Origin of the sequence: Shewanella cutis (assembly GCF_022410515.1) — a bacterium.
In the GTDB taxonomy this organism is placed as follows: domain Bacteria; phylum Pseudomonadota; class Gammaproteobacteria; order Enterobacterales; family Shewanellaceae; genus Shewanella; species Shewanella cutis.
Window position 1 is genome coordinate 842,980 of record NZ_JACSDI010000001.1, and the last position, 14,193, is coordinate 857,172.

The 14,193-nt window shown below is 45.8% G+C and carries 13 protein-coding genes; 10 read left to right on the forward strand and 3 right to left on the reverse strand.

Annotated features, from left to right (window positions below; genetic code table 11):
- Nucleotides 1-5 precede the first annotated feature (5 nt).
- Entirely contained in the window at nt 6-1,256 is a 1,251-nt protein-coding gene (gene hemA, locus H9J30_RS03845) for a glutamyl-tRNA reductase (protein WP_011073598.1), read from the reverse strand.
- Between the two features lie 255 nt (nt 1,257-1,511).
- Between hemA and lolB the strand changes: the two genes are divergently transcribed.
- The 3 genes from lolB to H9J30_RS03860 all read left to right on the forward strand — a co-directional run bounded on the left by lolB (nt 1,512) and on the right by H9J30_RS03860 (nt 4,072).
- Nucleotides 1,512-2,156: a lipoprotein insertase outer membrane protein LolB gene (gene lolB / locus H9J30_RS03850; protein ID WP_240129759.1), complete on the forward strand. Its 645-nt coding sequence runs from the start codon at nt 1,512-1,514 to the stop codon at nt 2,154-2,156.
- Nucleotide 2,157: 1 nt separating this feature from the next.
- On the forward strand, nt 2,158-3,012 hold the full coding sequence (ispE, locus tag H9J30_RS03855) for a 4-(cytidine 5'-diphospho)-2-C-methyl-D-erythritol kinase (RefSeq protein ID WP_240129760.1): 855 nt from the start codon (nt 2,158-2,160) through the stop codon (nt 3,010-3,012).
- Nucleotides 3,013-3,124: 112 nt separating this feature from the next.
- Complete coding sequence (locus H9J30_RS03860; RefSeq protein ID WP_240129761.1) at nt 3,125-4,072, forward strand: ribose-phosphate pyrophosphokinase; 948 nt, start codon at nt 3,125-3,127, stop codon at nt 4,070-4,072.
- 72 nt (nt 4,073-4,144) lie between these two features.
- Here H9J30_RS03860 and H9J30_RS03865 read toward each other — a convergent pair whose 3' ends face one another.
- Nucleotides 4,145-6,007, reverse strand: coding sequence for a methyl-accepting chemotaxis protein (locus tag H9J30_RS03865; RefSeq protein WP_240129762.1), 1,863 nt, complete (start codon nt 6,005-6,007; stop codon nt 4,145-4,147).
- Nucleotides 6,008-6,409: 402 nt separating this feature from the next.
- On the opposite strand from H9J30_RS03865, the gene H9J30_RS03870 reads away from it, so the two are divergent.
- The 3 genes from H9J30_RS03870 to H9J30_RS03880 are packed head-to-tail and all read left to right on the forward strand — an operon-like array spanning nt 6,410 to nt 8,480.
- Nucleotides 6,410-6,943 (forward strand): RNA polymerase sigma factor, encoded by a 534-nt coding sequence (locus H9J30_RS03870; RefSeq protein ID WP_240129763.1) that lies wholly within the window; start codon nt 6,410-6,412, stop codon nt 6,941-6,943.
- Nucleotides 6,943-7,527: an anti-sigma factor gene (locus tag H9J30_RS03875; RefSeq protein ID WP_240129764.1), complete on the forward strand. Its 585-nt coding sequence runs from the start codon at nt 6,943-6,945 to the stop codon at nt 7,525-7,527. Before H9J30_RS03870 ends, H9J30_RS03875 begins: the two co-directional genes overlap by 1 nt.
- A complete protein-coding gene (locus H9J30_RS03880) occupies nt 7,524-8,480 on the forward strand; it encodes a DUF4097 family beta strand repeat-containing protein (RefSeq protein WP_240129765.1) in 957 nt (318 codons plus the stop codon). Before H9J30_RS03875 ends, H9J30_RS03880 begins: the two co-directional genes overlap by 4 nt.
- Before the next feature lie 71 nt (nt 8,481-8,551).
- Here H9J30_RS03880 and rsuA read toward each other — a convergent pair whose 3' ends face one another.
- On the reverse strand, nt 8,552-9,241 hold the full coding sequence (gene rsuA / locus H9J30_RS03885; protein WP_240129766.1) for a 16S rRNA pseudouridine(516) synthase RsuA: 690 nt from the start codon (nt 9,239-9,241) through the stop codon (nt 8,552-8,554).
- 345 nt (nt 9,242-9,586) lie between these two features.
- Here rsuA and H9J30_RS03890 point away from each other — a divergent pair, with 345 nt between their 5' ends.
- The 4 genes from H9J30_RS03890 to H9J30_RS03905 all read left to right on the forward strand — a co-directional run bounded on the left by H9J30_RS03890 (nt 9,587) and on the right by H9J30_RS03905 (nt 14,077).
- A complete protein-coding gene (locus tag H9J30_RS03890) occupies nt 9,587-11,671 on the forward strand; it encodes a M13 family metallopeptidase (RefSeq protein WP_240129767.1) in 2,085 nt (694 codons plus the stop codon).
- 476 nt (nt 11,672-12,147) lie between these two features.
- Nucleotides 12,148-12,933, forward strand: a complete 786-nt coding sequence (locus tag H9J30_RS03895; protein WP_240129768.1) for a RelA/SpoT domain-containing protein — start codon at nt 12,148-12,150, stop codon at nt 12,931-12,933.
- Nucleotides 12,934-13,138: 205 nt separating this feature from the next.
- Nucleotides 13,139-13,546: an SMI1/KNR4 family protein gene (locus tag H9J30_RS03900; protein WP_011623923.1), complete on the forward strand. Its 408-nt coding sequence runs from the start codon at nt 13,139-13,141 to the stop codon at nt 13,544-13,546.
- Between the two features lie 30 nt (nt 13,547-13,576).
- The gene (locus H9J30_RS03905) at nt 13,577-14,077 is read left to right on the forward strand and encodes a DUF4447 family protein (RefSeq protein ID WP_240129769.1); all 501 of its coding nucleotides are present in this window, start codon (nt 13,577-13,579) and stop codon (nt 14,075-14,077) included.
- Nucleotides 14,078-14,193 lie beyond the last annotated feature (116 nt).

Genomic DNA, 14,193 nt, shown 5'->3' on the forward strand with positions numbered 1-14,193 from the left:
TAACCTTAGTTTTTATCTAATCCGAGCGCTGTTCTTAACTGACCTAATGTATTCAAATCCCCCTGACGGCTGGCCACCGTGAGGGCTTGGGTGGGTGCGTGAATGAGTCTATTGGTCAGGCGATTGGCTAATTCAACCAATACCTGCTCAGTGTCGCCCCCCTGCGCTAATTTATTCAGGGCACGTTCCACCAACTCATCCTTTATCGCCATGCTCTGGCTGCGATACTCGCGAATACTGTCGACCGACTCTAAAGAACGCACCCACTCCATAAATAGATGAGATTGTTCTTCAGTAATTAATTCAGCTTGCTCGGCGGCCTCCTTACGGGAAGCCTTATTCTGTTCAATAATGCTATGCAGGTCGTCCACTGTATACAGAAACGCATCGTCCAAATCGGCGACTTCTGGCTCAATATCCCGAGGAACTGCTATATCAACCAATAACATAGGTTGATGGCGACGCTGCTTTAGCGCTTTTTCTACCATGCCTTTACCAAGAATTGGCAGCGGGCTGGCGGTAGAGGATATCACGATATCGGCTTTAGGGAGAAAATCTGGTATCTGTGCCAGTGTAATTGCCGTGGCATTAAACTCTTCACACATACTTTGGGCACGTTCTAAAGTACGGTTTGCCACCACCATTGAAGCAACGCCGTTATCTTTTAGATGCTTTGCCACTAGCTCAATTGTTTCACCCGCACCAATTAACAGTACCTTGGTTGTCGACAGTGAAGAGAAGATATGTTTTGCCATGCTAACAGCCGCAAAGGCGACCGATACAGCTGCGGCACCGATTTCGGTTTCGGTACGCACTTTTTTTGCAACTGAGAAGGTATTTTGGAACAAGCGGTCAATAGTTAAGGCAACAGTGCCGGCTTCTTTGGCTTTGACAAAGGCTTGTTTAACTTGACCAAGAATCTGCGGCTCACCGAGGATCAACGAGTCAAGACCTGAAGCGACGCGCATCAAATGCCTTACCGCCTCTTGCCCATGATAATTGTAGAGGCAAGGCGCGACATCTTGATGTTCTAGGCCATGATATTCTTCAAGCCATTCAATGATATCGGTCTCATCGCCATTGTTACAATACAATTCAGTGCGATTACAGGTCGAGACGATAACGGCTTCACCCGAGCGTGTACGACTGGCCAGACTCTTCATGGCATCATGAATTTTGTCCGGAGAGAAGGCGACTTTCTCACGCAGGTCTACCGTGGCTGTTTTATGGTTAATACCGATTGCTACAAGGCTCATCTGACTCTTTTCTAGATTCTTGGCGTCTCTACTTAATAAGGGCATTCTACTGAATTGGCCCAACTAAAAACAGAATACGCTTAACAAAACCGAATAAAGGTCTAACTTCTTACCTAAATTTTCTATCAATGATAGACAATTACCGATTAGCACGGCTGAAGTTATCCCAAGTGACTGCCAATGGAAATTTTACAAATGGCATTGGTATTCTTTTCAAGCCCTCGTATCATAAGGACTTTGGTATATCAGTTATAGATGAATAATTTGAAGCGCTTCACAAAATCCATTTTCTCTTGTATCGCCTTGAGCGGCCTATTGTTTTTAGGCGGCTGTGAAACACTGCCGCCAATGACCGATCTCAGCCCGATTACGGTCGATAATGCAGCCCAAGCCAAGGCGTGGGAGTTACAGGGCAAGCTTGCCATCCGTACTCCTGAAGATAAGCTCAGTGCCAATCTCTATTGGCGCCACAGTGAGGAGCGCGACGAACTTACGCTCACCACGATGTTAGGTACCACAGTATTAACTCTAGAGGCGACGCCTCACTCGGCTCACCTGCATATTGATGGCAAAGATTTTCGCGATACTAACGCTCAAGCCTTGCTTGAGCGCGTCAGTGGCTGGTCCATCCCGATTAACGATTTACCCCTGTGGATCACAGGGCAAGTTGGCAGTTTAGATCGCGTCATTGCCGTTGACAGTGCAGGTCAAGCTAAGCAGCTGCAAAATGTGCAAACACCACCGCCTTGGTTAGTCACATTTTTAAGCTGGCAATCCCAAAGTGGTGCCAAGGTGCCTTATCAGTTAACACTCGAACGCGGTGATTTACAGCTCAAGCTGCAACTTAATCAATGGCAAGCCTTAGGTAAACCCTCAATACTGCTCGGAGAAAAACCTTAGCATGTCCCAAGAGATTTCACGTAATTGGCCTGCGCCCGCCAAGCTCAATCTGTTTTTGCATATCAACGGACGCCGTGCCGACGGTTACCATGAATTGCAAACCCTGTTTCAGTTTGTTGATTGTTGCGATCAACTCGAATTTCGCGTAACTGATACGCCTGAACTCATTTTGCATTCGACGATGTCGGCGGTTGTCGCGGATAACGATAACTTAATTCTGCGAGCCGCAAAATCACTGCAACAAGCCACTGGCTTTAACGGTGGCGCTGAAATCTGGCTCGATAAACGTCTCCCCATGGGTGGGGGTTTAGGCGGTGGCTCATCGGATGCGGCCACCACGCTCGTGGCCTTAAATCGGTTATGGAACACCCAATTATCCCATGATGAACTAGCGGCGATTGGATTAAAACTCGGTGCCGATATCCCTGTTTTTATTCATGGTTTCGCCGCATTTGCACAGGGGGTGGGTGAGCGTTTACAGGCGGTTAATCCTGCTGAATTATGGTATTTAGTCATTGCGCCTGATGCCCATGTTTCCACCGCAGCCGTGTTCCAAGATCCACTACTACCCCGTAATACACCTAAGCTTGGCATTGACACGTTATTGAGCCAACCTTGGGCAAATGATTGCCAAGAACTGGTGGTTTCTAAATACCCTCAAGTTGCCAAGGCCTTAGGCTGGCTGCTAGAATATGCGCCGTCGAGAATGACCGGAACGGGCGCATGCGTGTTTGGGGAGTTTTCGTCGCAGCAGCAAGCTCTCGCAGCCTTGGCGAAATTACCGTCTGATATGCAAGGATTTGTTGCAAAAGGGATGAATATTTCGCCGCTTATAGTGCGACTCAATCGTCCATAAACTACTTTCTTCTAGAGCAACTTTTTCACGATAGCCCACGGGTTCGCTCCTGTCCCCGCATCGTCGTTGCTCTAGCCACTAAAATATAAAGCAAACGCCTGAGGTTCATACAGTGCCCGACATCAAGCTCTTTGCTGGGAACGCCACCCCCAGTCTCGCTAAGAAGATAGCCGATCGTCTATTTTGTAAACTTGGAGACGCAGTAGTTGGTCGTTTCAGCGATGGTGAAATCAGTGTCCAGATTAACGAAAATGTACGTGGTGCCGATGTGTTTATCATCCAATCCACCTGCGCGCCGACCAACGATAACCTAATGGAACTGATCGTGATGGTTGATGCGCTACGCCGCGCTTCAGCGGGTCGTATCACTGCTGTTATTCCTTATTTTGGTTATGCTCGTCAAGACCGTCGCGTCCGTAGCGCACGTGTACCTATTACTGCGAAAGTGGTTGCTGACTTCCTGTCTAGCGTCGGTGTTGACCGCGTTTTGACCTGTGATTTACATGCTGAGCAAATTCAAGGCTTCTTCGACGTTCCTGTAGACAACGTGTTCGGCAGCCCAGTACTGTTAGAAGACATGTTAGCGAAGAAGTTAGATAACCCTGTGGTTGTCTCTCCTGATATCGGTGGTGTGGTACGTGCTCGCGCAGTGGCAAAACTGTTAGACGATTCTGATTTAGCGATTATCGACAAACGTCGTCCACAGGCAAACGTTGCGCAAGTCATGCACATTATCGGTGACGTACAAGGTCGTGACTGCATTATCGTTGACGATATGATCGACACAGGTGGCACTCTGTGTAAAGCGGCTGAAGCCTTGAAAGAGCATGGTGCAAACCGCGTATTTGCTTACGCAACGCACCCAGTATTCTCTGGCAAAGCAGCTGAAAATATCACCAACTCAGTAATCGATGAAGTGATCGTCACTGACACTGTACCTTTAAGCCCTGAAATGCTACAAGTCGCAAAAGTGACTCAACTGACTATGTCGGCGGTATTGGCTGAAGCCATTCGCCGCGTCAGCAACGAAGAATCTATCTCTGCAATGTTCAGCCACTAATTTTGGCGCTTGCATAAAAAACGCACCTTAAGGTGCGTTTTTTGTTGGAGCTGATTGTTGTTAGCGCAAATATTAGATTTTAAAGTGGCTTACTGCGCTGACAAGATATTCGGCGCGAGTTCTTAATTCATCCGATGCTGAAGCATTGGCATCTGCCGCTCGAGACGAATCCTCTGCAATATCACGGATAACAACGACGTTCTTATTCACTTCAGCAGCCACCATACTTTGCTCTTCAATCGCAGCGGCAATCTGAGTGCTCATATCCATAATATTACGCACGTCATTATTGATAAGTTTTAGTAACTCCCCAGCTGCGGCAGCCTGCTCAGCGCTTTCTGCTCCTTGTTTTTGGCTCGCATCCATTAACTGCACAATCGCGCGAGTTCGGCTTTGTAATGTCTGAATAATATTGGCAATTTCCTGGGTTGATGACTGAGTGCGCATAGCAAGACTACGTACCTCATCAGCCACTACCGCAAAGCCTCGTCCTTGTTCGCCTGCGCGCGCCGCTTCAATCGCAGCATTGAGCGCCAGCAGATTGGTTTGCTCTGCAATGCCACGGATCACATCCAGCACACTACCAATGGTTTCGCTATCGCGTTCTAGCTCATCAACCACAGATGCACTTGTATTGATTTGTTCTGATAACTGCCTGATCTTAACAATTGTCTGTTCAACTTCAGTTTGCCCCATCTGGGCATTATCATGGGTTTTACCCGCTTTATGGGCCGCAAGTTCCGTGGTTTTAGCAATTTCATCAATAGTTGCTCCCATTTCGGTAATTGCAGTCGCCACCATATCGGTTTCATTGAGCTGCTGCGCAACACCTTCTGAGGTAAGCATCGCATTTTCGGAAACACTCTTGCTTGAGGTGTTGATAGTAGAGGCAGAGTCAATCACCTGCTCGATAAGCTGCTGGAAACTGCCCACCATGCTATTGAAATGCTGTGCGATTTCACCTAATTCATCCTGAGTAGATGCATCGCATCTTAGGGTTAAGTTTTTGCTCACTTCGATGCGTGAAATGACCTGTGTAATACGCGCAACGGGATTAATAATGCTACGGATTATTAGATATGTAATTATGCCGAGGATTAATGCAATCATCAGAAAGACAGCGACTCCAATATTCCTGCTGCTCTTCTCAGTCTCATCAATTGCTTTCAACGCAAGGTTATGCAGTTCGTCGGCGCTGGATTCAGTTAATCGATTGGCTGCGACTAATTGCGCCATCGTGCCTTGTTTTTCATCCAAACCCAGTTGCTGCTCTTTACTGACAAGGCTTTTAAAATCCTTTTGATATTGGTCTATCAAGGCGGCAATTTTATTTTGCGTATCGAAATCTAAACTTGACGATCTTAGACTGGTATTAAACACCACAATATTACTGTCAAAAGTCTCTACGTAGCTCATTTCGCGACGCAACATAAAATCTTTTTCATTGCGTCTGAGCTGTAGCATGGCAACTTGTAAGGATAATTGGTCATATTCCTTAAGCATGGATTCGATATTGTGCACCGCGGTTCTTAGGGTGCCATAAAGACCTGTTTTAGGCGTTAAGCCAATTTCTTGCTGTAGTTGAACAACTTCATTAAATGCCAGTTGGTATTGGTTGAGATTACGATCAAAACCTTCGAGGGAGGCAACAGGTACATCGTATTTTTTAAAAATACTCTCAAGCCTCGGGATCATGCCATCTATTTGATCATGAGTTTGTTTATGCTTTTCAACATATTGAATATCTTTGCGACCAAAAAAATCCTTTTCATTTTTACGCAGCAACAACACATCACGCTCGAGTTCAAGCACGGTTTGCGCCGCATGGGAGAGTTCCGACTCAACCGAATTTGTATAAAGTTGCAATCCAAACATGGCAATCACAGCCGTTACGGATACGGCAGCACTGAGTAACAATTTCGAGCGGATTAACATAAAAAGCCCCTAATAAATAACGTCTCTTAAAAAGATAGTTGGGAGTAACGTCTTTTACCGTAAATATTGCCTTGACATAAAAAGTTCATCTTTTCATTTTATTGTTTATACGCTACTCAATACTCCTAAATTCGCCTATTTCCGTTGAGTACCCATAACGAGTCAAGCCCTCAAAGTATAGTCTGCGATTTCACGCTAAGTGAGTTATCTCACAGAATACCACTTGGTATAAAATTAATAAGTTCATAAACTTAGCAGTAATAGCCATCATTAATTTTACTACAATCTTGTGATGATTGACTCAATATCTTTCGCTGTAAATAATATTTTTTTATTCGATACAAACCTTTTTAGCCTTTCAACGCGTCTAATCAGTACTTCACCCAATGACAGGAAAATACAGTGACGGCAGGGAGACTCCCACTCGATGATGCGATGTCAGAATTCGATCTCGTCACCTTAGCAAGCCAAGGTAATCGAGCCGCATTTAAACAACTGTATTTAACCCATCATAAAAAGGTGTATGCCTTATCGTTGCGGCTTTGCGGCCAAGCCTCGCAGGCGGAAGAAATTACCCAAGAGTGCTTTATTTTGGTCTGGCAAAAATTACCGCAATTTAAGGGAGAAAGTCAGTTTTCTACTTGGCTACACACGCTTTGTGTAAACCAAGCACTGAGTTTTATGCGTAAGCAAAAATCCTTTTGGGCGCGCTTTATTCCTATGGAAAGCGATGCTGAACACCCAAGCTCAGACGAAAACTATCAAGGGCTAGACAAATTGATCCTCAAACTGCCAGAGCGGGCACGCATTGTGTTTGTGCTCTGTGCCATTGAAGGTTATCAACACGAAGAAATTGCCCAATTGCTCGGTATTGCCGTAGGTACCAGTAAGACCCAATACCACAGAGCCAAGCAATTACTACAGGAGATGCTGTAATGTCCTTATCATCCGATCCCCGCGAAACAACGCTCCAGCTATTGATTGCTAATGCCCCCAAAGAATTAGCGCCGGAGCAGGACCTTTGGCAAGGCATTGAAAAACGTATGGATAAGCCATTGCAGTTTACTTTTGCTCCAGCCCAAGCAAGGCCAAAGCAAGGTGCGCAATGGGCAATTGCTGCGACAGTCTTGCTAGCAATGTTTTTCGGTTTCAATCATCTCAATCCAGAAAAAGCGTTATTGAGTGGCCCAGAGCAAATCGCTAGCCAACAGACGGGTGATGAACACGCACTCCAAACCTTGCTCAGTCAAATCGCACAAACCCATCAGACTCAAGTTGCTAACTTAACGCAAACACCTGCGACAGTCGTCTGGCAAACCAGCCGTTTTAGTGCGCCATTAGAACAAGGATTAGTGGAATTACGTCAGGCTGGCGAGCAGATTTTTCAAGCACTTCAGGCCAATCCGACAGATAAACAACTATGGCAACTCTGGCTTTGGGTGCAGCAACGAGAACTCGATTTACTCCAACAAAGCCAAAAACTTTCGATTCAAAACTCAACACAAGGAAATAGCATATGAGTCATTTTACCCTCAAGAAAACCAGTCTCTTAGTATCAACGCTTTATCTTGGCTTAATGGGCAATGCATTCGCCGCTGAAAGTGTGGATAAGCAAATGAGCATTGGCACAGATACCCTATTACAGATCAAAGTCCAACGGGGCGAAGTACAAATCCAGAGCTGGGATAAAAATGAAGTCAGCGTCACAGGGACGCTTGATGAGCTGAGTGAAGGTTTTGTTTTCGAGCAAAAAGGTAACAATCTAAATATTGAAGATAAAATGCCCCGCCACTATAACGGCAGTGACAACAACGGCTCAAAACTCACCATTAAGGTGCCTAAGACCGTTAAGCTCAGTGCTGACACGGTTTCTGCCAATCTGCAAATGAGTCAGACTCAGGGCGAACTTGAGCTCAATACTGTCAGCGGCAATATTACTGCTGACAATCTGGGAGGCAGCCCAACGCTGCACACTGTCTCAGGCAATATCATCACTAAAGGATTAACAGGCAAAGTGATGTTAGATACTGTGTCTGGCGAGATTAAAGATGCTGAAAGTAAAGGTGAAATCAAATATCGCTTAGTGAGCGGCGATCTCAACAGCCAAACCTTAGCCGACAAAGTCAAGGTTGAGCAGGTTTCAGGGGAAGTGAAAGGCGACTTTAAAACCGCCAAAGAGGTTAATGTACGTACCGTCAGCGGCGATACCCAAGTGTCGCTAGCAAAAACGTTTGCTAAAGCCAATCTTGAAAGCGTGAGTGGCGATATGATGGTGAGCTTTACAGATACGCCCGATGCCAGCTTCGAGCTCAATGGCGGCCCAGGTGGCAAAATCAAAAATGGCTTAAGTCAAGATGTGCCACAAAAACAAAAATACGTGCAAAATGAATCTCTAAGCTTCCAAACCGGCTCAGGTAGCGCCAGCGTAAAAATGGACACTATTAGCGGTAATCTGATCCTCAAAAAGCAATAGTCATTCGCTATCGTAAACATCCAATACAAAAATGCCGCTCTCATTAAGCGGCATTTTTTGCACACATAGCATTAAATTGAAGCGATTTCCTCAGTCGTCAGATAACGCCACTCACCTAAGGCAAGGTCTGAGTCAAGTTCAATTTTTCCAATACTTTCACGATGTAAGCCAACCACATGATTCCCCACTGCGGCAAACATGCGCTTCACTTGATGATACTTCCCTTCGGTAATGGTTAAACGCACCAATTGTGGCTCAATGATTTGAAGCATCGCAGGTTTCGTGAGGCCATCTTCATTTTTCAGTGCCACCCCAGCGGCAAAAATGGCAATTAAACTCTCATCTACAGGTTCTGCCAACGTCACTAAATACCCCTTGCCACAATCTTTTTTAGGAGAAGTGATCCGATGCGACCACTTGCCATCGCTGGTGATCAGCACTAAACCTGTCGTATCAGCATCTAAACGGCCGGCAATATGTAATGTTTCAGGCTTTTCAATATCCAGCAGGCTCAATACTGAAGGGTAGACTTCATCTATGGTCGAGCAAATGGTGTCCACAGGTTTGTTCAACATAAGGTAACGCTCGCCAACGAGAGAAATAGGTTCACCGTCGAGGCATACTTGCATGCCTTCCAGCACTTTAAAGCCAGCGTCTTTAATCACAATACCATCACAGGTGATATCGCCACGGTGCATCGCTTTTTTAGCCAAGGAACGTGTCAGCGAGGTACTTTCGCAAATAAATTTGTCTAAACGCACAGGATAACTCAACTTCAATAAATGAAAACTGACGTATTATGGACCCAATCAATAAAAGGACAAAGCCCAAACTAAAACGACGTCATCCTATTGTTATATAGAAACTAAGTACCTACTAACTTGGTAAAGCTTGCATACGGTATGTTTGCCGCTTTTTAGAGCAATTAACGTTATGGTAATTTTTAGTTACAACTGCTAGATAATAAATCCGCCCTAAAAAGTGTAACTACCTTGTTTAGATTCCCAGTAAAGCATTAACATACATTGCATTGCGCCTGAAGCAATCCCATTTAGAACCCAAATAGCCCCTGATATGGGCACAATAACAAACTCGAAGGAAACGACATGAGAAAAGTACTCATTGGGGGACTGTGTGCCTCACTCATCGCAGGCCTTACTGCCTGTAATGACAAAACAGCAGAAGTTAACGCTCCCGAAACCGCGAAAACCGCCACTGCTGCCGCTGTCACTAAAGCATTGGGTTCTGGTATCGAATTTGAAAACTTCGACAAATCAGTTCGTCCGCAGGATGATTTCTATCAATATGTTAACGGCGCTTGGTTGAAAAAGTCCGAAATCCCTGCCGATCGCACTAGCATTGGTGCTTTCTACGATCTGCGTGAAAAATCACGTGACGATGTCAAAGCCATTATCGAAGAAGTCGCTGCAACGCCAAACCTGGCTGAAGGCACCGACGAGCAAAAAGTGGCCGATCTTTATCGTTCATTTATGGACACTGCCACATTAAACAAATTAGGTGTCACGCCACTCAAAGGCGAGTTTGATGCCATCAACGCCTTAAAAGATAAAAACGAACTAGTTAAATACTTCGCCCATAGCCAAATCATGGGTGCGGGTACGCCAATGGCGTTCTACATCGATATCGATGCGAAAAACTCTAGCCGTTACGCGACTCACCTGTATCAATACGGCCTAAGCCTGCCTGAAAAAGACTATTACTTTAACGAGTCAGAGCGTTTCGTTAATATCCGCAAAGCTTACGTAGCTCATATCGAAAAAATGTTCACGCTAGCGGGCCTTGCCAATCCCAAAGCTAGCGCAGAGTCTATCCTCTCCCTTGAAACCGCCATTGCCGCAAAACATTGGGATGTGGTTGAAACCCGCGATAGCACTAAATCCTATAACCTTTATCAAGTTAAAGATCTGCCAAGCTTAGCGCCAGATATCAACTGGACCGGCTACTTAGCGGCATTAGGTGCTGACAAACAAACCGATATTATCGTTAACCAACCAAGCTATATCCAAGGCCTGAACGAAGTGCTTAAAACCACCGATCTAGCAACTTGGAAAACCTACATGCAATGGCAAGTGCTGACCCATGCGGCAAGCAACTTGAGTGAAGAGTTTGACAACGAAAACTTTGCCTTCTTCTCTAAAACCCTCAATGGTCAAGAAGAACAAGAGCCACGTTGGAAGCGCGGTGTAGCTGCAGTCAACGGTGTTTTAGGTGAAGTGGTTGGTAAAGTGTATGTGAAACGTCACTTCGCTCCAGAGGCCAAAGAACGTATGCAAGCTCTGGTTGAAAACCTGCGCGGTGCTTACGGCGACAGTATCAAAGATCTCACTTGGATGAGCGAGACGACTAAACAAGCTGCGGCGGAAAAGTTAGCGAAATTCAATCCGAAAATTGGTTACCCAAACAAGTGGGAAGATTACAGCAAGCTGACCATCAAAGCCGATGATTTAATGGGTAACGCGGTACGCGCAAGCGAAGTTGAACACGCAAAATCACTGGCTAAATTAGGCGCTCCAATTGATAAAGACGAATGGCACATGACGCCACAAACGGTTAACGCCTACTACAACCCAACCATGAACGAAATCGTGTTCCCTGCCGCGATTCTGCAACCACCATTCTTTAATATGGCAGCAGATGACGCCGTGAACTACGGTGGTATCGGTGCGGTTATCGGTCACGAAATGGGCCATGGTTTCGACGACCAAGGTGCTAAGTTCGACGGCGAAGGCAATATGCGTGACTGGTGGACAGCAAAAGACTTAGAAGAGTTCTCTGCCCGTGGTAAAGCACTGATCGCTCAGTACGATGGCTACTATGTGTTTGACGATCTGCATGTCAACGGCAGCCTGACCTTAGGTGAAAACATCGGTGACTTATCAGGTGTGACTATCGCTTACCGCGCTTACAAAAAATCACTCAATGGTAAAGAAGCACCGGTTATCGACGGTCTGACTGGCGATCAACGTTTCTTCATCGGTTTTACCCAAATTTGGCGTGCAAAAGCCAAAGAAGAAGCCCTGCGTAACCGCGTAGCAACAGATCCACATTCACCTGCGGAATTCCGCGCGCTGGGCGCACTGTCTAACATGCCAGAGTTCTACACCACCTATGATGTAAAACCAGGTGATGCGATGTATATCGCGCCAGAGAAACGCGTAAAAATTTGGTAATGCCAAATTAATTCAAGACAATAGTTAGCTCAACGCAATAGTTGACCAACATAATGGCGCCGCTACTTTTTAGCGGCGCCATTTTTATTGGCAAAGTCTAGGACGTGTTGACGTTTCAGGGTTATTTTTGCAGCGAGTTGGCTGGCTTTTATGCAAGGTAAAGCCCGTGCAGTGTAGTTAGTCTACATAAACGGGCGATAACGCAGCAGAAATGCCAGCCAAACGCTGCCCGAAGGGTTCGTCTGACAAGCTCTTGCTCTTTGTCACTCGTCATTTGAGTAGAATAACTACACGTCACTCCTCGTTTCGCGATCACGAGCTTGCCAGAGCGAACAAAATTTAATCTCGAAATGTCAACACGCCCTAATGTGGGCCGAACATGAACAAGTCTTCATCGTTGATTCAGCTTTAATTAAGCCATTTCAGCCTATGGTGTCCCTGTGATGTGTATCACTCCCATAAGGAAGTAGGCCGTTATGAATAAGTTATTTCGTACCTTTTTTATCTTTCTACTCTTATTATCGACCCGCACTGGCGTAGCCAATCCATTAGTCATCAATGACAGTAGCGCCGAACGTGGCAGTTATAGCGCAAGACAGGCACAAAGCCATGACCTACATGGATTATACGCGCTAAGCAGTCAAACCTTCGACACACCACGCCAATCATCAAATTGCTTAGATAACTTATATTTAGGTGCTCACGCTGCACAGTATGAACTCGGAAATTTACTGCAAAAAATCACCACTCACTCACAGACGCACGTAATATTGCCTGAAGTGAAAAGTTACCAACGCGCTGCTGAAAAAGTCGCTAGCAAATTTAACGGTGATGCGAGTCAGATAACCGATCTCGCCCGTGCCAGTATTGTGGCTGATAGTATTTCAGAGTTAATGCAAGCCTATTACGCCCTAAGTGAGCAAACGCAGGTCGTGAAACTAAAGAACCGTTTCGCCGAACCCAAAGCCTCGGGTTACCGCGATCTCAACCTGCTGGTACGTTTACCTGAAAGCGGCATGATTGCCGAAGTGCAATTACACCTTAAGGAAATTGCCGACATCAAAAGCGGCCCTGAGCATAAGGTCTACGAACAAGTGCAGCAAATTGAAGCCAATGCCCTTAAACAACAACGCCAGTTAAGTGAATTTGAAACCGCACAAATTGCCAAACTGCGCCAAGAGTCCCATAAGCTGTATCACAAAGCATGGCTGAACTATAAACGCATTGCAGAAGGAACCCTGCTAAACAGCTCAGTCGCTTAACACATCCCCTCTTCCACTTTTGCGCTGGTTTTCTGTAAAGATACCAGCGCTTTTTTTTACTGAATTAACAATAATTGCCAACAAGCGACATATCCAAGCGATTAATCTCGGCTAACACCACTTAAGCGCCCACAGCCCGTCCCTCGCATCCCACCCCGTTTACCTATATAATCCCGCGCCATAAGGCGACCCTTAAGGACATTCCATGCACGACATTATTGAGCAACTCCAAGAACGCAGCGAAACCGTACCTGTGCCACTCGAGTTACCCACATTCGAGCAATTAGTGGAAGTGGAGGAGCAAATACTCATCCCACTGCCGAGGGAATTAAAGGAATACCTACTCCATGCCAGTGATGTGATTTATGGCGCGATTGAGCCTGTCACCGCGGCCGATCCCTATTCACACACCTATTTGCCTGAAGTCACCTGCTATGCTTGGTCAATCGGCCTGCCAAGGGACTTAATTGCCATCTGCCAACTAGGCGATGACTTTTATTGTATTGACCAAGATGGCCAAGTCCATTTTTGGCAAAACGGTGACTTTACCGATACCTATTGGGAATCCTTCTGGGAATGGGTCGAAGATATTTGGCTTAAAAACAAATACTGATTTTATTTTTATCAACTTGAGAACCGCATTATGTCTAAAAATATTGGCTTAAACGCCATCGAAATGAGCTACTTACGCCAATCACTCAGCCTCAGTGCGGCTCAAGTAGGCCAACTGACCAACCACAGCGAAGCCGACGTATTAGCATGGGAAAATGCTGAGACACAGGCCCCTGAACTGGCGCAAAAAAAACTATTAGATCTCGATGATATTATCGAGATGCAAGTGCTCAATACCACAGACGGCATCGAAGCCTTATTTAAGAAAGAGCCTAAGCGTCATTTAGCCTTTGTGGTGTATCCAACCCAAGCCGTTTACACCCAATATAACCCGGAATTTTTAAGCTCTCTGCCACTGACAGAGCTTTACAACACCGCGGCATGGCGCATTAAAAAAGAATGCAAACTCGTGCTCGAAGTGGATGTTAGCCTAATCAATTTGAACGTAGAAGCCTATAAAGCTTACCGCGAACAAAATGGGCTAAGTGAGAGCCGTGAAAGTCGCGCTAAATGGGCGGCGACTCAGCTATAAACGCTAAACGACTTAATAAGAAGGGCAGAAGTTTTACTTCTGCCCTTTTGTTTTTAATTGACCCGCCCCAAATAGCGCTACTGCAAAGACGGCTTCCATTTTTGCTAATACCGATT

What these genes read in the sequence shown, in the direction of transcription:
- hemA (WP_011073598.1), bottom strand. Translation starts at nt 1,256, where the DNA reads ATGAGCCTTGTAGCAATCGGTATTAACCATAAAACAGCCACGGTAGAC.
- lolB (WP_240129759.1), top strand. Translation starts at nt 1,512, where the DNA reads ATGAATAATTTGAAGCGCTTCACAAAATCCATTTTCTCTTGTATCGCC.
- ispE (WP_240129760.1), top strand. Translation starts at nt 2,158, where the DNA reads ATGTCCCAAGAGATTTCACGTAATTGGCCTGCGCCCGCCAAGCTCAAT.
- H9J30_RS03865 (WP_240129762.1), bottom strand. Translation starts at nt 6,007, where the DNA reads ATGTTAATCCGCTCGAAATTGTTACTCAGTGCTGCCGTATCCGTAACG.
- H9J30_RS03875 (WP_240129764.1), top strand. Translation starts at nt 6,943, where the DNA reads ATGTCCTTATCATCCGATCCCCGCGAAACAACGCTCCAGCTATTGATT.
- H9J30_RS03880 (WP_240129765.1), top strand. Translation starts at nt 7,524, where the DNA reads ATGAGTCATTTTACCCTCAAGAAAACCAGTCTCTTAGTATCAACGCTT.
- H9J30_RS03890 (WP_240129767.1), top strand. Translation starts at nt 9,587, where the DNA reads ATGAGAAAAGTACTCATTGGGGGACTGTGTGCCTCACTCATCGCAGGC.
- H9J30_RS03895 (WP_240129768.1), top strand. Translation starts at nt 12,148, where the DNA reads ATGAATAAGTTATTTCGTACCTTTTTTATCTTTCTACTCTTATTATCG.
- H9J30_RS03900 (WP_011623923.1), top strand. Translation starts at nt 13,139, where the DNA reads ATGCACGACATTATTGAGCAACTCCAAGAACGCAGCGAAACCGTACCT.
- H9J30_RS03905 (WP_240129769.1), top strand. Translation starts at nt 13,577, where the DNA reads ATGTCTAAAAATATTGGCTTAAACGCCATCGAAATGAGCTACTTACGC.